Annotated in this window: 24 protein-coding genes; all 24 read left to right on the top strand. The window is 24.4% G+C overall.

The features are described 5' to 3' along the window. The first annotated feature begins 90 nt into the window (after window positions 1–90). Window positions 91–480, top strand: a complete 390-nt coding sequence (locus BT993_RS04905; protein WP_072593506.1) for a hypothetical protein — start codon at window positions 91–93, stop codon at window positions 478–480. Window positions 481–503: 23 nt separating this feature from the next. Further along, window positions 504–2,069 carry a ribonuclease Y gene (rny, locus tag BT993_RS04900; protein ID WP_072593507.1) on the top strand — a complete coding sequence of 522 codons (1,566 nt, stop codon included), beginning with the start codon at window positions 504–506 and terminating at the stop codon, window positions 2,067–2,069. A gap of 74 nt (window positions 2,070–2,143) precedes the next feature. Next, window positions 2,144–2,923: a TIGR00282 family metallophosphoesterase gene (locus BT993_RS04895; protein WP_072593505.1), complete on the top strand. Its 780-nt coding sequence runs from the start codon at window positions 2,144–2,146 to the stop codon at window positions 2,921–2,923. Between the two features lie 10 nt (window positions 2,924–2,933). After that, entirely contained in the window at window positions 2,934–3,575 is a 642-nt protein-coding gene (gene cmk / locus BT993_RS04890) for a (d)CMP kinase (protein ID WP_072593504.1), read from the top strand. Further along, window positions 3,553–4,578 (top strand): alanine racemase, encoded by a 1,026-nt coding sequence (alr, locus tag BT993_RS04885; protein WP_072593503.1) that lies wholly within the window; start codon window positions 3,553–3,555, stop codon window positions 4,576–4,578. Before cmk ends, alr begins: the two co-directional genes overlap by 23 nt. Beyond that, window positions 4,575–5,132, top strand: coding sequence for a CvpA family protein (locus BT993_RS04880; RefSeq protein WP_072593502.1), 558 nt, complete (start codon window positions 4,575–4,577; stop codon window positions 5,130–5,132). Before alr ends, BT993_RS04880 begins: the two co-directional genes overlap by 4 nt. Window positions 5,133–5,135: 3 nt before the next feature. Further along, window positions 5,136–6,353: a M16 family metallopeptidase gene (locus BT993_RS04875; protein ID WP_072593501.1), complete on the top strand. Its 1,218-nt coding sequence runs from the start codon at window positions 5,136–5,138 to the stop codon at window positions 6,351–6,353. Then, entirely contained in the window at window positions 6,346–7,461 is a 1,116-nt protein-coding gene (gene rodA / locus BT993_RS04870; protein WP_072593500.1) for a rod shape-determining protein RodA, read from the top strand. Before BT993_RS04875 ends, rodA begins: the two co-directional genes overlap by 8 nt. Further along, window positions 7,451–8,293, top strand: a complete 843-nt coding sequence (locus BT993_RS04865) for a pseudouridine synthase (protein ID WP_072593499.1) — start codon at window positions 7,451–7,453, stop codon at window positions 8,291–8,293. Before rodA ends, BT993_RS04865 begins: the two co-directional genes overlap by 11 nt. Window positions 8,294–8,378: 85 nt before the next feature. Further along, on the top strand, window positions 8,379–8,576 hold the full coding sequence (locus BT993_RS04860; protein WP_012858943.1) for a cold-shock protein: 198 nt from the start codon (window positions 8,379–8,381) through the stop codon (window positions 8,574–8,576). A gap of 72 nt (window positions 8,577–8,648) precedes the next feature. After that, window positions 8,649–9,581, top strand: coding sequence for an ABC transporter permease (locus BT993_RS04855; protein WP_072593498.1), 933 nt, complete (start codon window positions 8,649–8,651; stop codon window positions 9,579–9,581). Beyond that, the gene (locus tag BT993_RS04850; RefSeq protein ID WP_072593497.1) at window positions 9,574–10,353 is read left to right on the top strand and encodes an ABC transporter permease; all 780 of its coding nucleotides are present in this window, start codon (window positions 9,574–9,576) and stop codon (window positions 10,351–10,353) included. Before BT993_RS04855 ends, BT993_RS04850 begins: the two co-directional genes overlap by 8 nt. Next, window positions 10,334–11,044 carry an ABC transporter ATP-binding protein gene (locus BT993_RS04845; RefSeq protein ID WP_072593496.1) on the top strand — a complete coding sequence of 237 codons (711 nt, stop codon included), beginning with the start codon at window positions 10,334–10,336 and terminating at the stop codon, window positions 11,042–11,044. The genes BT993_RS04850 and BT993_RS04845 overlap by 20 nt, the downstream gene beginning before the upstream one ends. Continuing rightward, the gene (locus BT993_RS04840; protein ID WP_072593495.1) at window positions 11,031–11,711 is read left to right on the top strand and encodes an ABC transporter ATP-binding protein; all 681 of its coding nucleotides are present in this window, start codon (window positions 11,031–11,033) and stop codon (window positions 11,709–11,711) included. Before BT993_RS04845 ends, BT993_RS04840 begins: the two co-directional genes overlap by 14 nt. A 60-nt stretch (window positions 11,712–11,771) precedes the next feature. After that, window positions 11,772–12,401, top strand: coding sequence for an O-methyltransferase (locus BT993_RS04835; RefSeq protein ID WP_072593494.1), 630 nt, complete (start codon window positions 11,772–11,774; stop codon window positions 12,399–12,401). Between the two features lie 11 nt (window positions 12,402–12,412). Further along, entirely contained in the window at window positions 12,413–13,726 is a 1,314-nt protein-coding gene (locus BT993_RS04830; RefSeq protein ID WP_072593493.1) for a glycoside hydrolase family 10-like protein, read from the top strand. Between the two features lie 9 nt (window positions 13,727–13,735). After that, window positions 13,736–15,712, top strand: coding sequence for an excinuclease ABC subunit UvrB (uvrB, locus tag BT993_RS04825; protein WP_072593492.1), 1,977 nt, complete (start codon window positions 13,736–13,738; stop codon window positions 15,710–15,712). Further along, window positions 15,713–16,057 carry an arsenate reductase family protein gene (locus tag BT993_RS04820; protein WP_072593491.1) on the top strand — a complete coding sequence of 115 codons (345 nt, stop codon included), beginning with the start codon at window positions 15,713–15,715 and terminating at the stop codon, window positions 16,055–16,057. It abuts the gene before it with no gap. A gap of 8 nt (window positions 16,058–16,065) precedes the next feature. After that, window positions 16,066–17,394, top strand: a complete 1,329-nt coding sequence (gene xseA, locus BT993_RS04815) for an exodeoxyribonuclease VII large subunit (protein ID WP_072593490.1) — start codon at window positions 16,066–16,068, stop codon at window positions 17,392–17,394. 8 nt (window positions 17,395–17,402) lie between these two features. Further along, window positions 17,403–17,882 (top strand): deoxycytidylate deaminase, encoded by a 480-nt coding sequence (locus BT993_RS04810; protein WP_072593489.1) that lies wholly within the window; start codon window positions 17,403–17,405, stop codon window positions 17,880–17,882. A gap of 11 nt (window positions 17,883–17,893) precedes the next feature. Then, the gene (gene smc, locus BT993_RS04805) at window positions 17,894–21,433 is read left to right on the top strand and encodes a chromosome segregation protein SMC (protein ID WP_072593488.1); all 3,540 of its coding nucleotides are present in this window, start codon (window positions 17,894–17,896) and stop codon (window positions 21,431–21,433) included. Window positions 21,434–21,441: 8 nt separating this feature from the next. Continuing rightward, window positions 21,442–22,773: a L,D-transpeptidase gene (locus BT993_RS04800; RefSeq protein ID WP_072593487.1), complete on the top strand. Its 1,332-nt coding sequence runs from the start codon at window positions 21,442–21,444 to the stop codon at window positions 22,771–22,773. Between the two features lie 57 nt (window positions 22,774–22,830). Beyond that, the gene (locus BT993_RS04795) at window positions 22,831–23,538 is read left to right on the top strand and encodes a queuosine precursor transporter (protein ID WP_072593486.1); all 708 of its coding nucleotides are present in this window, start codon (window positions 22,831–22,833) and stop codon (window positions 23,536–23,538) included. Window positions 23,539–23,556: 18 nt separating this feature from the next. Beyond that, on the top strand, window positions 23,557–24,411 hold the full coding sequence (locus tag BT993_RS04790) for a YitT family protein (protein WP_072593485.1): 855 nt from the start codon (window positions 23,557–23,559) through the stop codon (window positions 24,409–24,411). The last annotated feature ends 17 nt before the right edge of the window (window positions 24,412–24,428 follow it).

The following is a 24,428-nucleotide window of genomic DNA, read 5'->3' as shown; positions in this document are numbered from 1 at the left end:
TACTTTTGGAATTTAGGTTATCTAGTCTTTTTTTAAAAATAATTGAAAAAAAATTCAAAATATGATAGACTGAATATTATGGGAGATAATATGAAAAAATATATATTTCTAATGTTTTTTTTACTATTAATAAGTTGCTCAAATATAAATAAAATCAGTACAATAAATAATTTTGAAAGAAATGAAATTTTTAAAGAAGTAATTAAAGTACAAGATGAGATTATTGACTTAGCAAAAATAGATAATAAAGACGAAATAAAAAAAAGAATGACTACAACACTAAGAAATCGGATAATATTATCAAGTTTATCAAAATATGATTTTTCAAAATTTTTAATAGTTTTTTCAAAAGAGATAGAAATAATAAATACAAATACCGCAAAATCTATATTATTATTAAATTATGAAACAGAAACAATGTATTTTGATGTAATCTGGAAAAAATATAATGGCAAATGGATGATTGATAGTGTTGAATGATAATAAAAAAGAAAGGAGAAAAAATGATTATTTATACATTAATCATCTTGGTTGCAGTATTAATAGTTTTAGTAGGATTTAATATTACTAAAAGTAAATTTACTAAAAAATATGGTGAATATAGTGATTTAGAGTTAAAAATATTTGACTTAAAAAGAAAACTGGAAACTACAAAAAAAGATGTAGAAAGAGAAATAGAATCATTTAAAAAGGAAGAAACTTTAAAAATTAAAGAAGAACTATTAGCACAAAGAAAATTAGCTGATGAAGAAATTAAAGTAATGAAATCAGAATTTTTAATAAAAGAAGAAAGAATTGCTAAAAAAGAAGAAAATTTAGAATTAAGAACAAATAAATTAGAGGAAAAAGAAGCAAAACTTGAAGAAAGAAAAGAAAAAATTGTTGAAATTGAAAATGAATTAAATTCAATGATAGAAAAAGAAGAAAAAGAATTAGAAAGAATTTCAGGTTTAACTTCAGAACAAGCAAAAGAAATAATATTAATTAAATTAGAAGATGAATTAGATTATGATAAAGCACGTTTAATTAAAGATTATGAATATAATTTAGAAAGAGAAAAGGATAGAATAGCAAAATCTGCTATTGCAATAGCTATTAATAAAGCTGCTTCAGATTATGTTGCAGATGCTACTATTTCTGTTGTTCAATTACCTAGTGAAGAAATGAAAGGTAGAATAATTGGAAAAGAGGGAAGAAATATAAGGGCATTAGAAGCTGCAACAGGAGTAGATTTAATTATTGATGATACACCAGAGGCAGTAGTACTTTCATCATTTGATGGTGTAAGAAGAGAAGTTGCAAGATTAACACTTGAAAAATTAATACAAGATGGTAGAATACATCCAACTAAGATAGAAGAATTAGTTGAAAAATCACAATCTGAAGTAGAAAATTCTATGATAAGTGCAGCAGAAGAAGCAATTTTAGAAGTAGGAATACCTGCATTGCCTAAAGAAGTTTTAAAAACTTTAGGGAAACTTAAATTTAGAACATCTTTTGGTCAAAATGTATTGCAACATTCAATTGAAGTTGCTCATTTATGCTCTAGCCTTGCTACACAATTAGGTGTTAATGCTGATTATGCTAAAAGAGCTGGATTGTTACATGATATAGGTAAAGCATTTTCACATGAGCAAGAGGGTTCACATGCAATTAATGGAGCAGAGTTTTTAAGAAAATTCTCAAAAGAAAATGCTATAGTTATTAATGCAGTTGAAGCACATCATAATGAAGTTGAACCAACTTCTGTTGAGGCTATAATAGTTCAGGCAGCAGATGCTATAAGTGCTGCAAGACCTGGTGCAAGACGTGAAACATTATCAAATTACTTAAAACGTTTAGAACAATTAGAAGAAATAGCAAATTCACATCAAGGTATAGAAAGTTCATATGCTATACAAGCTGGAAGAGAATTAAGATTGATTGTTAAACCAGAAGAAATTACTGATGATCAAGCAGTAATATTATCAAGAAATGTTGTTAAAGATATTGAAGAAAAAATGCAATATCCAGGACAAATTAAGGTTACAGTAGTTAGGGAAACAAGAGCAACTGAATATGCAAAGTAATTTTAAGTTAATTAAGTTGAATATTAAGCAGTCATAATTTAATTGGCTGCTTAAATTTTTAGAATGGGGAAAATATGAAATTTGCAATTATAGGAGATGTAGTTGGATTATCAGGAGAAAATGTATTATTTAAATTTTTATCTAAAAGAGGAAATAATTATGATTTTATTATAGTTAATGCTGAAAATATAGATAGAGGATTTGGAATACTTCCAAATAATGCTAAAAGTATGTTTAATTATGGTGTAGATGTCATTACATTAGGAAATCATAGTTTTGATAAAAAAGAAATATATGATTATTTAGATAGTGAAGATAGAATAATTAGACCATATAATTTCTCTAAGAATAGTCCAGGTAAAGGATATACTATAATTAAAAAAAATGATGTTAAAATAGCAGTAGTAAGTTTACAAGGAAAAGTATACATGAATACAGTAAATTGTCCATTTTTGTCAATTGATGAATTATATGAAGAAATAAAAGACAAGGCAGATATAATTATAGTTGATTTTCATGCAGAAGTAACATCTGAAAAAAATGCTATGGGTTGGAATTTAGCAGGTAAGGCTTCTCTTGTATATGGAACACATACACATATACAAACAGCAGATGAAAGAATATTATTAAATAAAACAGGATATATTACTGATATAGGTATGACAGGTGGTCATGATGGTGTAATTGGTATGAATAGAAAAGAGATTATAAAAAAATTTAAAGATGGTATGCCAGTTAGATATACTGTTTGTGAAGAAAATAAAAGAATTAATGGAATTGAAGTTGAAATAGATACTAAAACAGGTAAAACATTAAGTATTAATAGAATAAATTTATCTTACGAAAAAATATAGAGGTGAAATTATGATTATAGCTATAGATGGTCCTTCTGGTAGTGGAAAAAGTACAGTTGCAAAGTCGATAGCCCAAAAACTTGATATAGCTCATTTAGATACAGGTGCTATGTATAGATTATTAGGATATAAGATGATAAAAGATAATTTAAATTTAGATAATATCAGCGATGTATTAAAAGAATTAAATATAGATATTAAAGGTAGTACTTTTTATTTAGATAATGTAGATGTCAGTAAAGAAATTAGAGAAAATAATGTATCTATGATGGCATCAAAGGTATCTAAAATTAAGGAAGTAAGAGAATTTATGGTTGATTTACAAAGAGAAATATCAAAAAATAAATCAGTAATATTAGATGGTAGAGATATAGGGACAGTAGTATTTCCAAATGCAGATATTAAAATATATTTAAATGCTTCAGCTGAAGTAAGAGCAAAAAGAAGATATTTAGAGGATAAGAAATTAGAGTATGAAAAAATACTTGAAGATATAATTAAAAGAGATTATGAGGATATGAATAGAGAACATTCCCCTTTAAGGAAATCAGAAGATGCTATTGAAATTAATACAGATAATTTAACTTTTGATGAAGTTTTAAATAAAATATTAAAGCTGGTGGATAAATATGAATGCTTATGCAATAATTAATTTAGATGCTTTTAAGAAAAATTTAGATAAAATATTAAAAAAAATACCTGCTAGTAAAGTAATGGCTATAGTTAAAGCAAATGCCTATGGTCATGGAGCTATAAAAATTGTTGAAAAATCTATAGAAAAAGGAATAAACTTTTTTGGAGTTGCAAGACTTGAAGAGGCTGAAGAAATATTAAGCATGTTTCCAAAGGTTAATGTTTTAATATTATCCCCTATTGTGAAAGATGATATTAAAAATGCAGTTTCAAAGGGAATACATTTAACAATCTCTAGTTTTGAAGACATAGAATATATATTAAAAAATAAGATAAATGGAAATTTTCATTATGCCTTAGATACAGGTATGGGTAGAATAGGATTTATGGAAGATGAAATATATAGGGCATATAGTATGCTTAAACCAGTTGGAATATATTCCCACCTTTCATCTGCTGATAATGATGAAGATTATACAAGTATGCAAATAAAAAAATTTAATAAAGTTGTTAATGATTTAGATGTTAAATACAAACATATATTAAATAGCTTTGGTAGTATTAATAATTATAATGAATATGATTTGTATAGATTAGGAATAATAATGTATGGTGCAGAGATGACAGATATTTTTGAACCTGTTATGACATTTAAAGCTAGGGTAAATCATATTAAAACTTTAGAAAAAGATACATATATTGGATATTCTAAAACATATTTAGCTCATTGTGGAGAAAAAATTGCAACTGTATCTTGTGGTTATGCAGATGGTATGTTTAGAGCTATGTCTAACAAATCAAATGTATATTTTAATGGTAAATATTACCCTATTGTAGGAAATGTATGTATGGATCAATTTATGATAAAAGTAGATGATGATATTAAAGTAGATGATTATGTAGAAATATTTGGAAATAATATTTTAGTAGGAGATTTAGCCAAAGAATTAAATACAATTAGTTATGAATTATTATGTGCAGTTTCATATAGGGTTAAAAGAATATGGATGGAGGAAAAATGATATTAGATATTTTGATAATTATATTAACACTATTTTTTGTAATTATGGGATATAAAAATGGTTTTGTAAAATCAGCTTTTAATTTAATTAAATTAGTAATAGTGATATATTTTACACCTATGTTTTTACCAATAGTAGAATTAATAGCTAATATTAGGGCTGATAATGTAGTAACTAGATACATTGTATACATTGCTATATTTTTAGGTTTATATTTATTAGTATCTTTAATGATTAATATGCTTACAAAACTAATAGGTATGACACCTCTTGGGATTGTAAATAAATTACTTGGAGCAGTATTTGGCTTTGTAAAAGCAAGTATTATAATTGTATTTGCTATTATTATAATGCTGTTTGTATCAAGTAAATTTAATAATGTTAAAGAAGTTTTGTATAATTCTATAGTAGTTGAATACATTTCTATTCATTCTGGAGCATATAATTCACTATTTCCAGAATTTATAAAAAATAGATTAGATGATTTTAGAACATATAATCTTGAAAAAAATTTTAAGAGAAAGCTTTTAAAAGAAATAAAAGAGGGAATATAATTTATGGTGAAGATACTAGATATATTAGGGATAAAAATATTAATAAATAAGATAGAAGATGATGCTTCATTTACAATTTCTGTATGTTTTAATACAGGTTCTGTTAATGAAAAAGAAAATGAAAAAGGTATTTCTCATATGTTAGAACATATGTTATTTACAGGTACTAATAAAAGAAATAATTTTGAAATATCAGAAGAAATGGATTTTTATGGTGCAAAATATAATGCGTATACTTCAAAAGAAGTTACTAATTATTATTTTACTTCTTTATCAAGTAAACAAAAAGAAACAACAGAAATATTTTTTGATATGATTACAGATCCAATATTTCCAGAAGATCAAATAAAAAAAGAAAAAGAAATAATATTTGAGGAAATAAGAATGTCTAAAGATGATATTTGGTCTGTGGTATTTGAACAAATGCAGGAAAATTTATTTGAGGGTAATTTAAAGTATAATATTATCGGAACTGAAGAAAGTGTAAATAGTGTTACAAGAGAAATGCTTATAGATTATTATAAAAGAAATTATACAAGAGATAATTTAGTTATATCAGTTTCTGGTAATATTGATGAAGAATTATTAATTAAACAGATTACAGAACATTTTTCAAAATTAAATGAAAATAAAGTTAATATTGTTTTTGAAAAAGATGAATTAAAGAAAATAGATTATAGAGAAAAAAAGGAAATAAACCAAGTAAATGTATATATTCTTACTAAAAATAATGTAAAAGAAAGAACTTTAAAAGATTATTTTATAGATACATGTTTGGAAATGATTATAGGAGATGGATTTAGTTCAAGATTATTTCAAGAAATTAGAGAGAAGAGAAGTTTAGCCTACTCTGTAAATGCTATGAATTTTGATTATAAAAATTTAAAAACTTTTGGTATATATATAGGTACATCTGTTAATAAATATAAAGAATCTTTAGAAGTTACATTACAAATATTAGAAACTATAAAAAAAGATGGAGTTACTGAAAGAGAATTAGAAAAAGTTAAAAACTCAATTCTTTCAAATAGAGCTACAGCTAAAGAAAATAATAAGATTGTTGGAAGATTATTAAATATGTATAAAGTATTTGGAAAAGTATTTACGGATAAAGAAATTGCTGATATGTTATTATGTATAACAGTAAAAGACATAAATGATAAAGCAAGAGTTTTATTAAATGATTTTAGTACTTGTGTAATAGGAGATATAGATGTTTAGTAAAAGAAGTTATGCGAAATTAAGAAATCGTATACATAAATTAGATAAATCATTATTACTTATAGTGTATTTACTTGTATTTATAAGTACATCATTTGTATATAGTGCAACAAGGTCTATGTATTATGTAAAAAATAATTTATTGTGGACATTTGTAGGGACTTTAATACTTATGCTTTCTTTATTTATAGATTATAGATTTACTAAGAAAATAATAGAACCAATATATATATTTTCAGTATTACTTTTATTATATACAAGATTTTTTGGTGTTGTAAAACTTGGAGCAAGAAGATGGATTAATATTGGTATTACTCAAATTCAGCCATCAGAGTTCGTTAAAATATTTTTGATAATGATATACTCATTTTGGTTTGTAAAAAAATTTCCTAATGGTATTAATTCATTTAAATCAATTGTTTTAGCATTTATTCCAGGTATTCCTATATTAGGCTTACTATTATTACAACCAGATTTAGGTACAACATTAATATTATGTTTTTCTTTTTTATGTATGCTATATTTATCTAATGCCAATGTTAAGCCTATAATAATAATATTTATGATGCTTGGTATTATGAGTGTGCCAACATATATGTTTGTCTTAAAAGACTATCAAAAAACGAGAATTGAAGTTTTTCTTAATCCAGAAAAGGATTTAAAAAATAAAGGTTGGCATGTTGCTCAATCTAAAATATCTATAGGTTCTGGTGGTTTATCAGGTAAAGGTTACTTAGAGGGTAGTCAAAGTAGACTAAAATTTTTACCAGAACCACAAACTGATTTTATTTTTTCTGTTATAGGAGAGGAAATAGGATTTTTAGGTTCAACATTAGTACTGTCCTTATATTTCTTTTTGATATATGCAATTATAAATATTTCCAGAAAAATTATTGATGATTATGGTAGAGTAATACTTTATGGAATATCAGGAATATTTTTAGCTCATGTTATAATAAATGTTGGAATGACTTTAGGAATAGTTCCTGTTACAGGTAAACCATTACTTTTAATGAGTTATGGTGGTTCTTCATTTATATCTTCATTTTTAATGATATCCTTAATACAAAGTATTAAGATATATAATGGAGATGAAGATGATAAATAGATACTTAGTAGATGAGGAACATGTAAATGTTAGACTTGATAAATTTATGAGAAAATACTCTAAAGAAGAAAGTTTATCTATAATATTTTCATTAATAAGAAAAGGATTAGTAAAAGTAAATGGCAAAAAAAGTAAAGAAAATTATAGACTTTTACTAAATGATGAAATTTTTTTTCCAGATTCTGCTAAAATAGTTATGGAAAGAAAAGTGAAAAAAGAAATAATAAATGTTGATTTATTTAAAAAAATGATAGTATTTGAAGATGATGATGTATTTATAGTAAATAAACCTAATAACATGCCTATGCACAAAGGAGATAAACATAAATATGGATTATCTGAAATGGCAAAGGTGTATTATAATAATACAAATGTAAATTTTGCAAATAGATTGGATTTAGAAACAGAAGGACTTGTAATAGGTTGTAAAAATCTACAAATACTTAGAAAAGTGAATGAAGAAATAAAAAATAAAAATATAATAAAGAGATATATTGCTAAAGTGGAACAAAAAAATCTCAAATTAAATGAAGAATTTTTTTCTGATAAAAAAATAAAAATACTTGAAGATAAGGTTAAAGTATCAAAAGATGGGTTGGAAGCTAAAACATATTTTAAAGTAATAGAGATAAAAGATTTCAAAGCACTTCTTGATATAGACTTAATTACAGGTAGAAAACACCAAATTAGAGTACATTTAAGTGATATAGGATATCCAATAATAGGAGATAGTAAATATGGAAATTATCAAAAAAAAGATAGAATGTATCTTAAATGTTACTATATTAAATTCCTAAATTATGAGATAAAATTAGACAGAAAATTTAATTAACATAATAATTCTATTGACTTTTCTTGAAAACATGGTATAATTTGTTATAAATTGGCATATGCCATTATGAATAGGAGGAAGTATTTTGTTAGGTAAAGTTAAATGGTTTAACGAAAAAAAAGGATTTGGGTTTATTTCAGGTGAAGATGGGAAAGATTATTTCTTACATTTCTCAAAAATAAATAAAGGTGGATTCAAAACAGTAAACGAAGGTGAAGAAGTAGAATTCGATATTGAAGATGGAGAAAAAGGACCACAAGCAACAAACGTAGTTTCTAAATAATATAATAAATAGGATTAGTTTGGCTATCTCTTTGTATAAGAGATAGTTTTTTTATATTAGAAATGAGGATAGATGTTAAAAAAAATTTTTTTAAAAATACTAAGAGGATTGGTAGTAATATTTTCAGTTATAACTTTAACTTTTTTCATGATACATTCTCTTCCTAATAATATTATAGATGATGAATTAGATGAAACTGTTAAAAATCAAATAATAAAAACATATGATTTAGATAAACCTATTAGTGAACAATATATAAAGTATATGAAAAAAATTGTTAATGGAGATTTTGGAAAGTCAATTAAATATCCTAATTTAAGAGTAGTAGATATTATTAATAACAATTTTCCTACATCACTTGATTTAGGAATAAGAGTTTTATCTTTTTCAACTTTCTTTGCTTTAATATTCTCACTTATTTCTGTAAATTATAAGTTTATGGATAAATTATTTGTAAAACTATCTAGTATGTTAATAGCAGTTCCTAGCTTTGTTTTAGCTGGATTATTGCAATATTATGCCGTGTATATACATAAAGGATTGTTAGGATTGCCTAAATTAAGTATCATGGGTTATTATGGAAAAGGAGAAAAAATATTTCCTGTATTAACTCTAGTATTGTTTTATTTACCAATAATATTTAAATTACTAAGAAAGAAAATAAAAGAGGAGATAAATAAAAATTATGTAGAATTTGCAATAAGTAAAGGTCTTAGCATAAACTATATTGTAATTAAACATATATTAAAAAATATTGCCCCCTCTTTATTATCTAGTTTAATACCTTATGTTATTTCTTTAATTACAGGGTCATTTATAATTGAAACCTTGTTCGGTGTTCCTGGTATTGGTAGATATTTTACTACATCAATAATAGACAGAGATTATCCTATGATAATGGGATTAACTATATTTTATACCATAATTCTTGTTACACTATTTAATATAATGGATATATTAATATTAATTTTTGATAAAAGATTGAGGGTGAAAGAGAATGAATAAGAAGATTAAATCTATGTTTTTTATACTTTCACTAATAATATTTGTAGTTATTGAAAAACTTTTTAATAAATTTAATTATAGTGATCAAGATTTAAATTATATAGAATTAAGTATTTTTCAAAATAATCATATTTTAGGAACAGATTATCTTGGTAGAGATTTACTTGCAAGATTATCTGAAAGTATATATATATCACTTCTGTTAGCTAGTATAGTATGTATAATATGTTTAATTTCTAGCATAATTATAGGTAGTGTAATGGGATACTATGGTAAATTTATTGATAAATTTTTTATGATGATAATAGAACTTTTACTTTCAATACCAAGTATTATTATCGTAATATTTATACTATTAATATTTGGAAACAGTTTAATTTTATTAATATTTTCAATAAGTTTTACTAGAAGTTTAAGACTTAGTATACTTGTAAGAAATGAAGTAAAAAAAGTTAAATTACATAACTATATTGAAGTTGCTAAAAATATGGGTGCAACACCTTTTTATTTAATAAAAAGACATATAATACCTAATATATTACCTATAATCCTTGTAAGACTAACATTGATGATACCAGGGATAATATTTACTGAAAGTTATTTATCTTTTATGGGAATAGGAATAAGAAATCCAAGACCATCATTAGGTAATTTGATATCATCTGGATTTTCAAGATTATTAATAAGTCCTAAACAATTTCTTTTTGCAAGTCTAATTTTAATTATAATAACAGTATTTTTTGGAGGTATATATGAAAATGATAGAAATTAAAAATTTAAGTATATCAGCTCCTGATAAAAATATTATTAATAATATTAGTTTTGATATAAATAGAAATGAGATATTATCATTAATTGGTAGTTCAGGTAGTGGTAAAAGTCAAATAGCTAGAGCTATTAAGGGTATGTCTAAATTAAAATTAGATGGGACAGTTAAATATATTGATATTAGCGATGTAGAAATAGGATATATTTTTCAAGATTTTGCAGAATGTTTAAATCCTGTATTAAAAATTAAAGAGCAAATAATTGAGGCATCAATTTATCATAAAAGATTAAATAAAAGAGATGCCATAATTAAAGCTAAAAAGATATTAAATGATTTAAATTTAAATGAAAATGTATTAGAAAAATATCCTTTTGAATTAAGTGGTGGTCAAAAACAAAGAATAGTTATAGCGATATGTTTAATGATGGATCCTAAGCTTTTAATATGCGATGAAATAACTACAGGTCTTGATAATATTAATGAATATGAGATATTGAATTTAGTAGCTAATTTAAACATATCCGTTCTTTTAATTACACACAATATTAATGCAGTAAGAAAATTTAGTGATAGGATAATATTTATAAACAACGGTGAAATTATTGAAGTAGAAAAAGTTGAAGATTTAAAAAAATATTCAAATATAGAATATATTGATGCTATGAATAGGATGTTAGAAGATGAATTTGATTAAACTTAATAATGTAAATAAAAATTTTGAAAATGTTAGAGTGCTAAAAGATATTAATTTAGAGATAAATGAGGGAACACTTTTAGCTGTAGTTGGAGAAAGTGGAAGTGGGAAGAGTACTTTAGGCAAGATAATATCTAAAATTATTAAAGTAAGTAATGGAGAATTAAAAGTAAATGGTAAAGTATCCATGATATATCAAGAATACAGTTCTTCTCTTAACCCTAGATTTTCTATTTTAGATGTACTTGAAGAGGTGTATATAGTAAAGAAAGAAAAAATTGATATTAATAAAATAAAAGAAATTATTGAATTTGTATCTTTAAGTCATATTGATTTAAAAAAAAATGTAAATATATTATCTGGAGGAGAAAAGCAAAGACTTGTGATTGCAAGAGCAATTTTATTTAATCCTGATATATATATATTTGATGAAGCAATATCATCACTTGACATTCATTTACAATTGCAGATTATAGATATAGTAAAAAAATTAAATGAAGTATATGGAAAAACAATAATATTTATAACTCACAATGTAGAATTATTAAAATATATTACAGAAGATATTTTAGTATTAAAAAATGGAGAAATAGTTGAAAGAGGTAATATATTAAAAGAAAGTAAAACAACCTACACTAAAAAATTATTAAATATATGGAAATGTTAGAAAAAATAGCTTTTTTCTATGTTTTATGATATAATTTAGTAAAAGTGTGAAAGGATTTTTATGATAATAAATTTTGAAAATTCTAGCAATTTTGCTAGAAACTTATATAAATTTAATGAAAAACAAGAAAAAATTGAAAAAATAGCACTAGAAGAAAAGATACCAATAATAACTAGAGAGGTTTTAAAATATATGGTATTTTTAGCAGAAAATATTAAAGCTAAAAATATTTTAGAAATAGGAACTGCAACAGGGTTTTCAGGTATTTTTTTAGCAGAAATATGTAAAAAAAATAATGGAAAATTAACAACAATAGAGATAGAAGAAGAAAGATATTTAAAAGCAAATGAAAATTTTAAAGAATTTGGATTAAGTGAATATATAAATAGTATACATGATGATGCTATAAATGTATTGCCTAATATAACTGAGGAATTTGATTTTGTATTTATAGATGCAGGAAAAAGTAAATATAAGGACTTCTATAATCATTCATATAAGTTATTAAGAAAAGGTGGAATTATCTTTATTGATAATATTATGTTTAGAGGATATGTTGCAGAAGATGAATTTCCTAAAAGATATAAGACATTGGTAAGAAATTTAAGAGAGTTTATTAATCATTTAAATGATAGATATAATTTTACATTATTACCTTTTGGTGATGGTGTAGGAATAGTTATAAAATAATGGAGGTAAAAATGAAAAAAATAATAGCTAGTTTAGCTTTCGTAGGATTTTTAATATCTTGTTCATCAGTAGTAGAAGAGAAAGACTTATATAAGGACTATAAGGCTAAATATAAATTAGGTGAAGTTACTGAAACTGAAATAAAAATAACTTCTAAGACTACAAATAAAGAAATATTAAGTAATGAAAAATTAACAGAAGAAATTTTTAAAAGAGAAAATAGAAAAATTAATAAAAATCTTAAAGGTGTTTGGGCAGCGACTGTAGTTAATCTTGACTTCCCAAAAACGACATCTATGGAAGAGCAAAAAAGAGAAATAGATGAAATGATGGAAAATATTAAAAAATGGGGATTAAATGCAGTATTTTTCCATGTAAGACCTGCAGCTGATGCACTATATAGTTCTGAATTTGAACCTTGGTCTATTTATTTAACTGGAAAACAAAATAAGAATCCAGGATATGATCCATTAGAATATGCAATAAATGCAGCACATAAAAGAGGAATAGAATTACATGCTTGGATAAATCCATATAGAGCATCTATGAATACAGACTTAAATAAATTATCAGATAAAAGTATAGTTAAAAGAAAACCAGAATGGATATTTGAATATGATGGTAAATTCTATATGAATCCTGGTAATCCAGAAGTAGTTAGTTATGTTTCAAGAGCTATAGAAGAAATAGTTGAAAAATATGATATAGATGGTCTTCATTTAGATGATTATTTCTATCCATATCCATCAGCAACTTCAAAACTTGGAGATAATGTAGATCAAAAAGAATTTGAAATGTATGGTTCAGGATATAATACTAGGGGTGATTGGAGACGTGATAACATTAATAATATGATAAAGAACTTATCAGTTTCAGTACATAAAATTAAACCTAATTTATCATTCGGTGTAAGTCCATTTGGAATATGGAGAAACTATGAAACAGATGCTAAAGGATCAAAGACTAAAGGATTACAAAGCTATGATTCGCTATATGCAGATAGTTTAAAATGGATGAAAGAGGGATGGGTAGACTACATTGCACCTCAAATATATTGGAATATTGGATTTGAAAAAGCTGATTATGAAGAATTAGTTAAATGGTGGGCAGAAAAATCAAAAGAAACAAACACTCCTTTATATGTAGGACATGGAATATATAAATATATTGAACCAAAACCATGGCAAGATAGATTAGAACTTGAAAAACAACTTAAATTAAATGAAAAATATGATGCAGTTAATGGTTCTATATTCTTTAGATATGGAACTTTACTTGAAAATCCATCAAATATTTTAAAACAAATAGATGATAATTTAAAATAAAGGAAAAATATGGAATTTAAATTACATTCAGACTACAAGCCTACAGGTGATCAACCAGAAGCAATTAAAAAAGTGGTTGAAAATATAAGAAATGGGATTAGTGATCAAATCTTATTAGGTGTTACGGGAAGTGGTAAGACATTTACTATAGCTAATATAATTAAAGAGCTTAATAGACCTGCCCTTATAATGGCACCTAATAAGATACTGGCAGCACAACTATATAATGAATATAAGCAATTCTTTCCTGAAAATGCAGTAGAATATTTTGTATCATATTATGACTATTATCAACCAGAAGCATATATACAATCTACAGATACATATATAGAAAAAGATTCTGCAATTAATGAAGAAATAGATAAGTTAACACATGCGGCAACGGCAGCACTTTTAAATAGAAAAGATGTTATAGTTATTGCATCTGTTTCAGCAATTTATGGATTAGGTTCTCCAAATTCATATGCAGATAGAAGTCTTTATGTAGATATAGCTTTAAGTGGTATAAAAAGAAAAGAATTAATTAAGTCTTTATTATCTCTTAGATATGAAAGAAATGACACTATTCTTGAAAGAGCTAAATTCAGAGTAAAAGGTGATGTAATTGATGTCTACCCTATATATCAAGATATTGTATATAGGTTTGAATTTTTTGATGAAGAATTAGAAAGCATTTCTGAATTACACACTTTAACATATAAAAAAATAAGAGATATTAAAAGATTAAATCTTATGCCTGCTACTCATTATTTATCTGAAGTAGATACTAATGTTTTAACTCAAAATATAAGAGAAGAAATGGTTGAAAGAGTAAAATACTTTGAAGATAGATTGCAATTAGTTGAAGCACAAAGAATAAAGCAAAGAACAGAATATGATTTAGAAATGATAAAGGAAATAGGATATTGTAAAGGAATGGAAAATTATTCAAGATATCTTACAGGGAAAAAATCAGGAGAAGCACCATATACTTTACTTGACTATTTCCCTGAAGCTCCTATAGTATTTTTAGATGAATCACATATTATGGTTCCACAAATAGGTGGTATGTCTAATGGAGATAGAAGCAGAAAAGAAATGTTAGTTAATCATGGATTTAGATTACCGAGTGCTTTAGATAATAGACCTCTTAGACATGAAGAATTTTTTAATAAGGTAGAACAAGTAGTGTATGTATCAGCAACTCCTAGTGATTATGAAATAAATGAATCAAATGGAGAAATAGTAGAATTACTTGTAAGACCTACTGGTATTGTTGAACCAAGTATAGAAATAAGGCCAACTAAAAATCAAGTTGATAATTTAATGGATGATATAAAAGAGAGAGTATCAAGAGGAGAAAGAATATTAGTTACAACACTTACAAAAAAAATGGCAGAGGAACTAACAGAGTATTACTTAGATTATGGAATTAAAGTTAAATATATGCACTCTGAAATATCTACTATAGATAGGGTAGAGATAGTTAAAGGTTTAAGAAATGGAGAATTTGATGTTCTTGTTGGAATTAACCTTTTAAGAGAGGGTCTTGATTTACCAGAAGTTTCATTAGTAGCAATACTAGAAGCAGATAAAGAGGGATTTTTAAGGTCAAGAAGATCGCTAATACAAACTATGGGTAGGGCTGCAAGAAATGTAAATGGTCATGTAATATTATATGCAGATAAAATAACTAAGTCTATGAAAGAAGCTATAGATGAGGTTGAAAGAAGACGTGTGGTTCAAGAAAGATATAATAAGGAAAATAATATAGTTCCTAAAAATGTTAAAGCTCATTTAACTGAGTCATTACTTGAATATACAGAGGAAATAGAAGAAAGTAAGGAAAGTAAAATAACATTTAAGTCTATAAAAGAATTAGAAAAAGAAATTAAAAAGGTAGAATCAGAAATGAAAAAATTTGCTGAAAACTATCAATATGAAGAAGCTATAAATAGAAGAAATAAACTTAATGAATTAAAAAAAGTATTGATGGAGGTTATGTAGATGAAGTATATACATTATCCTAAATGTTCAACTTGTCAGAAAGCACTTAAACATTTAGAAGAAAAAGGTTGTACTTTAGAAAAAAGACATATAGTTGAAGATAAATTAACTAAAGAAGAATTAAGAGAAATACATAAAAAATCTGGATTGGATATAAAGAAGTTATTTAATACAAGTGGTATCTTGTATAAAGAAATGAAATTAAAAGATAAGCTAGACATTATGAGTTTAGATGAAAAATTAGAACTATTATCAACTAATGGTATGTTAGTTAAAAGACCTATATTAATAGATGGAGATAAGGTAATAATAGGGTATAAAAAAGAAAACTATGATAATGTTTAGGGGAAAATATGAATAAAAATTTAACTGTTTCTGAAATTGTAACTTTAGTTGAAAGATTTATTAAAAGTAGTGAAATGAAGAAAGTATCTATAGAGGGAGAAATTTCTAATATCACTTATCATAAAACAGGACATCTTTATTTTACACTTAAAGATAGTAATGCACAAATTAAATGTACAGCTTTTGGTTATTTATATAAAAACATACCAAGAGATTTAAAAGAAGGAGATAAAATAAATATAGTTGCAGATATCTCTTTCTATAAACCACGTTGTGAATTAACTTTTAATGTAGATACTTTAGAAAAGATGAATAAAATAGGATATCTTTACGAAAAACTTGAGGAATTAAAAAAAGAATACATGGAAAAAGGATATTTTGATGTATATAAAAAGAAAAAAATTCCTAGTGTGGTTAAAAGACTAGGTGTAGTTACTGCTGAAACTGGTGCAGCTATTAGAGATATAGTTAATACTACACATAGTAGGGATAAATATGTAGATATTTTTCTTTATCCTGTTAAAGTTCAAGGAATTGGTGCAAAAGAAGAAATAGTTGAGGCAATAAAATATTTTAATGAAAATCAAGAAAAATATAATTTAGATGCGTTAATAGTAGGACGTGGTGGAGGAAGTATAGAAGATTTATGGGCTTTTAATGAAAGAGAAGTAATAGAGGCTATATATTCTTCTGATATCTTTGTTGTATCAGCAGTTGGTCATGAAACAGATACATTACTTTCAGATTATGTTGCTGATTTAAGGGCATCAACACCTACACAGGCTGCTGAAAAAATTATTACAAAATATGACGATGTTTTATATACTTTAAATACTTTAGAAGATAAAGTTAGTAAAATTTTAGAAAATAAGTATAAAAATTTAAGTAAAGAACTAGAAAATTTAAAAAATTCATATATTATAAGAAATCTTGTAGATAAGGTTAATGAAAAAAGAATATTAATATCTGAATTAGAAACTAAAATAGAAAAAGCACTTAATTTAAGAATTGATAGAGATAAAAATAATATAGAAGTATTTAAATCTAAAATGAATATTAGTAATTTAACTACTAAAGTTGATAGCTTTAAAATATTATTACAATCTCAAATTGATAAAATATCAAAAACAATGGAAAATAAGATTGATATGAAAAAACTTGAATTAGAAAATCTTAGATTATCTGTTTCTAAGCATTCAAATGAAGATATTCTTAAAAAAGGATACACTATTACTACATACAATGGAAAGATAATAAAAAGAAGTGTAGAAGTTAGTTCAGGAAATACTATAAAAACTTCTTTTTACGACGGATATATTGAAAGTAAAGTTAAATAGGAGGTAATATGAAAAGAACAACTTTTTTATCATGGGATGAATATTTTATGGGGATAGCATTTTTATCAGCAAATAGAAGTAAAGATCCTGCTACACAAGTAGGTGCTTGTATAGTAAAAGATAGTAAAATTGTTGGAATTGGATACAATGGATTTCCTATAGGTTCTAGTGATGATGAAGTTCCTTGGGGAAAAGAGGGAGATTTTTTAAATACAAAATATGCTTATGTAGTTCATGCAGAATTAAATGCTATTTTAAATAGTAATAGAGATTTAAAAGGTTCCACTATATATGTAACACATTTTCCATGTAATGAATGTGCAAAAAGTATAATACAAACAGGAATTTCAAAAGTTGTATTTTTTTCAGACAAACATAAGGATAAAGATAGTTCTATTGCTTCAAGAAGAATGTTAAGTAATGCTGGAATAGAGATAGTTAAATTGGAATTAGGAATAGATGAATTAATAATTAAATTTAAGGATTAAGAGGAATAAGAATGTATTTAAAAGCGTTAGAAATAAATGGATTTAAGTCTTTTTCAACCAAGACTATTATTGATTTTACTCAAGGAATTACAGCTATTGTTGGGCCTAATGGTAGTGGTAAGAGTAATATCTTAGATGCAATATTATGGGTATTAGGAGAGCAAAGTTATAAAAATATACGTGCTGCTATGAGTAGTGATGTAATTTTTTCTGGTGGAAAAAATAAGAAACATGCAAATAGTGCAGAAGTAAGTTTAGTAATTGACAATACAGATAGATATTTAGATTATGAAGCAGATGAAGTTAAAATAACTAGAAGAATATATAGAAATGGCGATGGAGAATACCTAATAAATAATAGAAAATCAAGATTAAAAGATATACATAATCTTTTTATGGATACAGGTATAGGAAAGCAAGCTTATTCTATAATTGGACAAGGTAGAGTAGAAAGAATTATAGGGTCTAATCCTAAGGAAATAAGAGAAATTTTAGAAGAGGCTGCTGGAACTAAAAGAGCTAAGGTTGAAAAAGAAGATGCTTTAAAAAAATTATCAAATGTACAAGTTGAATTAGATAAAATAATATATGTTGAAAAAGAACTTGAACAAAGAGTTAAAAGATTAAAAGAAGAATCCGAAAAAGCTGGATTATACAATAGTATAGTTCATCAAATTAATGTTAATAAATACATGCTTTATGAATATAGTATTAATAAAATAGAAATAGAACAAGATAAATTAAATTTAGAAAAAAAAGAAAATAATAAAAAAATTGAAGATATACAAACTAATCTTGAATTAGAAAAAAAATCCTTAATAAATACAGGGGAAAAGAAAAATAATTTAATTCAAAATATTGAGGATGAAAAAAATAAATTAAGTAATATATATAAAGAATTGGAAGAAATAAAAGAAGATTTAAATACATCTATTAGAGAAAAATCTAATTATGAAGTAAAACTTTCAGAAAAATTAGCTATAAAAGATAAGTTAATGCAAGATGAAAAAACATATAATGAAAGATTATCTGTTGAAGTTAAAGAAATAAATACACTAACTAAAGAATATACTAAGAAAAATGAAAATATAGAATTACTTAAAGAAAAAATAGAATACCTTACTAAGTTACGTAATGAAATGGAAGAAAAGTTATCATTACATGAAAAAGCTATAAATGAAATTGAGATGAAAAGATATAGACTTAGAGGGGAAAATGAAGATTTAGAAAGAAAGAATAAATTAACAGAAAATAATATTAATAAATTAGAAGAAGAAAAAAATGTATTATTATTAAATTCTGAAAAAATTAAATTAGAATATGAATCTATAAAAAATAAGCAAACATCTCAGGAAGAATTTAATAAGGATATTTTAAATAATCAAAAACATTATACAGATGAAATTTTACTATTAGAAAAAGATAGAAAAAATATTGCGACTAATAGACAAAAAATAATATTTGAGAAAGAAGCTAAAATTTCAAAATTAAATTCTATACAAAAAACTTTAGATGATAATGTATTTTTAACAGCTTCTAGTAAATTTATTCTTGATACATTTAAAGATGATGAAAATATAGTTGATAGTGTTTCTAATTTATTACAAATACCTGAAAAATATTTAACAGCTATTTCAACTTTAGTTGGATATAGTTTAAATGATATAGTAATAAAAAGGGCTAGTGAAAGTAAAAAATATATTAGTGAATTAAAAAATAGGAAGATAGGAACTATATCATTTTTACCTTTAGATACTATTAAGGTTTCAACTAAATTAAATGAAATTAAAGGTAATGGTATTATAGATTTTGCAAGAAATATAGTTAAAATAAAGGAAGTAGGATATGAAAAATTAATTGATCATATTTTTTCAAATGCTTTAATTGTAGAAGATTTAGATATTGCAAATGCTCTAATTAAAAAGGGATATAACGATAGAATAATTACTTTAGATGGAGATCTTGTAACTTCAAGAGGGAGAATATCTGGAGGATATAAGAAAAATAAAGTAGATTTAACTTTAGGTAAAAGAGAAGAATTAAATGCTATTAGAAAAGAAATAACATTACTTGATGATAAAATTATAGAACTTGAAAATGAATATAATAATATTGATACAAAAATTTCTATTTTAGATGAAAAATTAAATATTGAAAATGAAAAAGTTAATAAATTTAAATTAGAATATAACGATATTAAGTATTTACTTGATTTAAAAAATAATGAATTATCGAGTCTTGAAAGAAAAATTGATACAATTAATTATGAAATTAAAGATAGTAATTTAATGATAGTTGAAAATACAAATAAAATTGATAAGAATATACAAGAAATAGATAAATCTATGAATATTATTGAAGAAATATATAATGAAAGAGAAGAATTAGAATTTAAATTAGGAGAAATTGAAGATGTTGATAGACATCAAACAAAATTACATAATATGTTAGTTGATTTTGCAGTATTAAATGAGAAATTAACAAACAAAAAAAATTCTAAAGATGAGCTTGAAGTTATGTATAGTAAGGTAAAAAATGATCTTGAAGAAATAGATATATTTGAACATAATAAAGATGAATTGTTTGGTAAATATAATCAAGATATTGAAGAAAAAAATAAGTTAGTTGATGAATTAACTGAAAATAAAAATATATTTTCTGAAAAGATAAAAAATGATGAAATTTTACTAAAAGAACTTGAAAGAGATGAAACTAATCATTTTACTGTAATAAATGAATTAGAAAAAGAGACTATTAAAATGATAAATATAGTTGAAAAATTATCTGAAAATATAGGTAGAAATGCTAAAGAACTTGAAAATTTAATTGAAAAATTAGAAGATTTACATGAAAGTAAGGAAAGTATAATTAATGATTTTAACTATAATCCTCTTGAAGAAGATAAAGTTAGTCAAGTTAAATCAAATATTACTAAACTAGAAAATAAAAAGGAAAACATAGGTAGTGTAAATTTAGCATCTATAGATGAATATAATTTTGAAAATGAAAGATATTTAGAATTAGTTTCACAAAAACAAGATTTAGAAAATAGTTCAAATTCTATAAAATCGTTGATAACTAATATAGAAAATGATATGATAAATAAATTTACTTTTGCATTTAATGAAATTAAAAATAATTTTAAATATATGTGTTCAGAAATTTTCTATGGTGCAAAAGGAGATATTAAATTAACCGATTCTGAAAATATATTAACAACAGGATTAGAATTAAGTGTAAAGTATAAAAATAAACCTGAACAAACTCTAATGCTATTATCTGGTGGAGAAAAATCAATGTTAGCAGTTTCATTTATAATGGCAATATTTATGTTTAAACCATCACCATTTACTTTTTTTGATGAAATAGAAGCAGCTCTTGATGAAGCTAATACAAAAAAAATAGTAGAATTATTAAGAAGATTTATTGATAAATCACAGTTTATATTAATTACACATAATAAGGAAACTATGAAAGGCTCTGATAGATTATATGGTGTTACTATGAATAAGGAAGTGGGAGAATCAAGAATTGTTTCAGTTGATATATAGGAGGTCAAATGAAAAAGTTTTTATTATTGGTATTATTTTTTGGTATATATAGTATTAATTACAGTAATGAAGAGAACATATTAATAGAAAAAGTTATTAATATTGAAAATAAAAAAGAAGATATTGAGTTAAAAGAAAATGAATATAAAATTGAGGGAGCAAAATTAATAAATGAAGAAGAGGTAGAAGAACCATCTTTTGAATATATTCAAAAATTTAATGATTTAGATGAAAATATTACATTAGATTTAAAATTTGACAAATATTTTGATAAAAATTTAAATAATTTTGCTTATATAAAAACTACTACTAACATTAGAAATTTACCTACAACAAAAGGTAGTAAGATTATTGGTAAAATCAAACGTGGGACAAGATTACCTTTATTTGGAATTATTAAGGGTGATGATAATAAAGAATGGTTAGAGGTAATGTATAAGAATGAAAAGCATTATATTTATGCTAAAAATTCTGAAATAAGAGGATTTAATTGGCAAAAGGCAGTTGAAAAGGCAAATAAAATAAATAATTTTATTATTTCTGCAATTAATGAAGAAAAAGAAATTTATTATTTAGATAGTTATATTTCTTTAAATACAGAAATTGACGGTGAGAAAGATAAATATGGAAATGCAGCAAATCAAAGTATTAAAGCATATTTTAGTAAGGGGTATATTAATTTACCTGATAGATCATTACTAGTATTAGATAGTGTAGATGATAAGTATGTATATATTAAAACACTGTCTTATGGTGATGAAATATATAAAATACCTAAAGGTTATTTTAAAAGACTTAAAAAATCTAATATAAATGAAATTATCAATAAATTTATATATGTGGATAGAAATAGTCAAACTCAAGTTACAATTGAAAGAAATAAAGATACTAATATATTTAATGTTAATACAGTGGGATATGTAACTACAGGAATAACTAAAGGAGTAGGATTTGTAACACCATATGGAGATTTTTTAGTTCCATATACTAAACCTATAATGCTTTATGTTTCAGATACTGAAAAAGAACCTATACTAAATTCTAAGGGAGAAAAAATAGGAGAAAAGCCAATAATAATTGGAGATGCTAAATTTGCAATTAGATTTTCTGGTGGAGGTTATTTGCATGGAATACCATCTACTTTTGAACCTAAGGAAAATAGAGAAGAAAGAAAAAAAGTAACTGAGTCAAAACTTGGAACAGTACCTTTATCTCATAAATGTGTAAGAAATGCTGATGATACAATAGAATATTTATACAAATGGGTAAATGGTAATAATAAAATAGAAAAAAATGGCTTTACATATCCAGAAGAAAATGTTATAGTAATTGTTGACTAAAAATATAATATAGATGTTCATAGGTGGCAGCGTTGAACAGAAAATTTAGGAGGAAAAATGTTGAATCTTTTTAAAAGTAACGAAGTTATCTGGCTTCTATATGTTTTAATCAATTATTCTGTAATCTTATTTGCTTATAGAAAATGGGGAAAAGTTGGTCTTATGATATTTGCTCCAATATCTATTATACTTGCAAATGTACAGGTTAATAAATTGGTTTATTTGTTTGGAATAGAAACTACTTTAGGAAATATAGCATATAGTTCTATATTTTTAATTTCTGATATTTTATCTGAAAATTATGGTAAAAAAGCAGCAGCTAAAGTTGTTGGTATAGGATTTTTAACTATGATTTTTACAACGGTTGTAATGAATATTGCATTAATATTAGCTCCATCTAGTAATGATACTAGCCAGGTTCATTTAGCAGCTATATTTACTCCGTTTATTAGATTTACAGTTGCATCATTACTTGCTTATGTTATTTCATCTAATGTTGATATTAATTTATATCAAATAATTAAGAAAATATATCCAGACTTTAATAATATTTGGATAAGAAATAATTTGAGTACACTATTAAGTCAAGTATTAGATAATTTAATATTTAATTTTATTGCATTTTATGGAGTATTTCCGATTTCATTAATATTAACAATTACATTTTCAACTTATTTCTTAAAAATTATTACATCTGCTTTAGATACACCATTTGTATATATTGCAACATATTGGAAAAATAAAGGTGTAATAGAAGAAATTTAAATATATTGGGAGAAAAAAATGTTTAAGAAATATAAATCAATGATTTTACCAATAATTTTAATAATGATATCAGCTTTTATACAGTCATACACTATAGAGGTATTTATAATTCCATCAAAATTATTAACAGGTGGATTTACAGGATTATCTATATTAATAAATATGATATTATCAAATTTTGGTATAAGTTTATCTGTAGGGATTTTACTAATAGTTCTTAATTTTCCAGTGGCACTACTATGTGCAAGAGAAATTAGTAAAAAATTTGTATTTTTATCTTTATTGCATATAGCTTTAACTTCAATTTTTTTGAAGTATTTTAAATTTGAACCACTATTTACGAATATATTATTAAACTTAACTATAGGGGCAGTAGTACATGGATTACAAATGGTACTTGCTTTAAAAGTGGGTGGCTCAACAGGGGGAACTGATTTTATTGCTTTATATATTTCTAATAAAATTAATAAATCTATTTGGATATACATATTCATATTTAATATGTCAGTAATATTATTTTTTGGATATATGTTTACATGGGATGGTGCAGGATATTCAATAGTATTCCAATTTATTACAACTAAAGTTATAGATACTTTCTATAACAGATACAGACGAATTACGTTACAAATTATGACTAAAAAAGGTGATGAAGTAACAGAGATGTATATAAGTAAATATAGACATGGTATGACAAAAACTGTTGGTTCAGGAGCTTATTTAAAAGAAACAGTGTATATTTGTTACACAGTAGTATCTGTTTATGAAGTTAATGATATTGTTAGAGCAATTTTAGAAGTAGATGAAAAAGCTATTATTAATACTTTTAAGACAGATGCTTTTTATGGGAAGTTCTATATACCACCAATTTAAAAAATGTTGTGAGATAA

It is taken from the genome of Streptobacillus ratti (assembly GCF_001891165.1).
GTDB classification, from domain to species: domain Bacteria; phylum Fusobacteriota; class Fusobacteriia; order Fusobacteriales; family Leptotrichiaceae; genus Streptobacillus; species Streptobacillus ratti.
This window is presented reverse-complemented; position numbering and strand designations above follow the sequence as displayed.

Bases quoted from the DNA above. Each gene is read 5' to 3' on its own strand.
- BT993_RS04865 (WP_072593499.1), top strand. From the start codon at position 7,451: ATGATAAATAGATACTTAGTAGATGAGGAACATGTAAATGTTAGACTT.
- BT993_RS04835 (WP_072593494.1), top strand. From the start codon at position 11,772: ATGATAATAAATTTTGAAAATTCTAGCAATTTTGCTAGAAACTTATAT.
- BT993_RS04830 (WP_072593493.1), top strand. From the start codon at position 12,413: ATGAAAAAAATAATAGCTAGTTTAGCTTTCGTAGGATTTTTAATATCT.
- cmk (WP_072593504.1), top strand. From the start codon at position 2,934: ATGATTATAGCTATAGATGGTCCTTCTGGTAGTGGAAAAAGTACAGTT.
- BT993_RS04845 (WP_072593496.1), top strand. From the start codon at position 10,334: ATGAAAATGATAGAAATTAAAAATTTAAGTATATCAGCTCCTGATAAA.
- uvrB (WP_072593492.1), top strand. From the start codon at position 13,736: ATGGAATTTAAATTACATTCAGACTACAAGCCTACAGGTGATCAACCA.
- BT993_RS04855 (WP_072593498.1), top strand. From the start codon at position 8,649: ATGTTAAAAAAAATTTTTTTAAAAATACTAAGAGGATTGGTAGTAATA.
- rodA (WP_072593500.1), top strand. From the start codon at position 6,346: ATGTTTAGTAAAAGAAGTTATGCGAAATTAAGAAATCGTATACATAAA.
- xseA (WP_072593490.1), top strand. From the start codon at position 16,066: ATGAATAAAAATTTAACTGTTTCTGAAATTGTAACTTTAGTTGAAAGA.
- BT993_RS04800 (WP_072593487.1), top strand. From the start codon at position 21,442: ATGAAAAAGTTTTTATTATTGGTATTATTTTTTGGTATATATAGTATT.
- BT993_RS04875 (WP_072593501.1), top strand. From the start codon at position 5,136: ATGGTGAAGATACTAGATATATTAGGGATAAAAATATTAATAAATAAG.
- alr (WP_072593503.1), top strand. From the start codon at position 3,553: ATGAATGCTTATGCAATAATTAATTTAGATGCTTTTAAGAAAAATTTA.
- BT993_RS04795 (WP_072593486.1), top strand. From the start codon at position 22,831: ATGTTGAATCTTTTTAAAAGTAACGAAGTTATCTGGCTTCTATATGTT.
- BT993_RS04820 (WP_072593491.1), top strand. From the start codon at position 15,713: ATGAAGTATATACATTATCCTAAATGTTCAACTTGTCAGAAAGCACTT.
- BT993_RS04840 (WP_072593495.1), top strand. From the start codon at position 11,031: ATGAATTTGATTAAACTTAATAATGTAAATAAAAATTTTGAAAATGTT.
- BT993_RS04810 (WP_072593489.1), top strand. From the start codon at position 17,403: ATGAAAAGAACAACTTTTTTATCATGGGATGAATATTTTATGGGGATA.
- BT993_RS04850 (WP_072593497.1), top strand. From the start codon at position 9,574: ATGAATAAGAAGATTAAATCTATGTTTTTTATACTTTCACTAATAATA.
- BT993_RS04905 (WP_072593506.1), top strand. From the start codon at position 91: ATGAAAAAATATATATTTCTAATGTTTTTTTTACTATTAATAAGTTGC.
- smc (WP_072593488.1), top strand. From the start codon at position 17,894: ATGTATTTAAAAGCGTTAGAAATAAATGGATTTAAGTCTTTTTCAACC.
- rny (WP_072593507.1), top strand. From the start codon at position 504: ATGATTATTTATACATTAATCATCTTGGTTGCAGTATTAATAGTTTTA.
- BT993_RS04790 (WP_072593485.1), top strand. From the start codon at position 23,557: ATGTTTAAGAAATATAAATCAATGATTTTACCAATAATTTTAATAATG.
- BT993_RS04880 (WP_072593502.1), top strand. From the start codon at position 4,575: ATGATATTAGATATTTTGATAATTATATTAACACTATTTTTTGTAATT.
- BT993_RS04895 (WP_072593505.1), top strand. From the start codon at position 2,144: ATGAAATTTGCAATTATAGGAGATGTAGTTGGATTATCAGGAGAAAAT.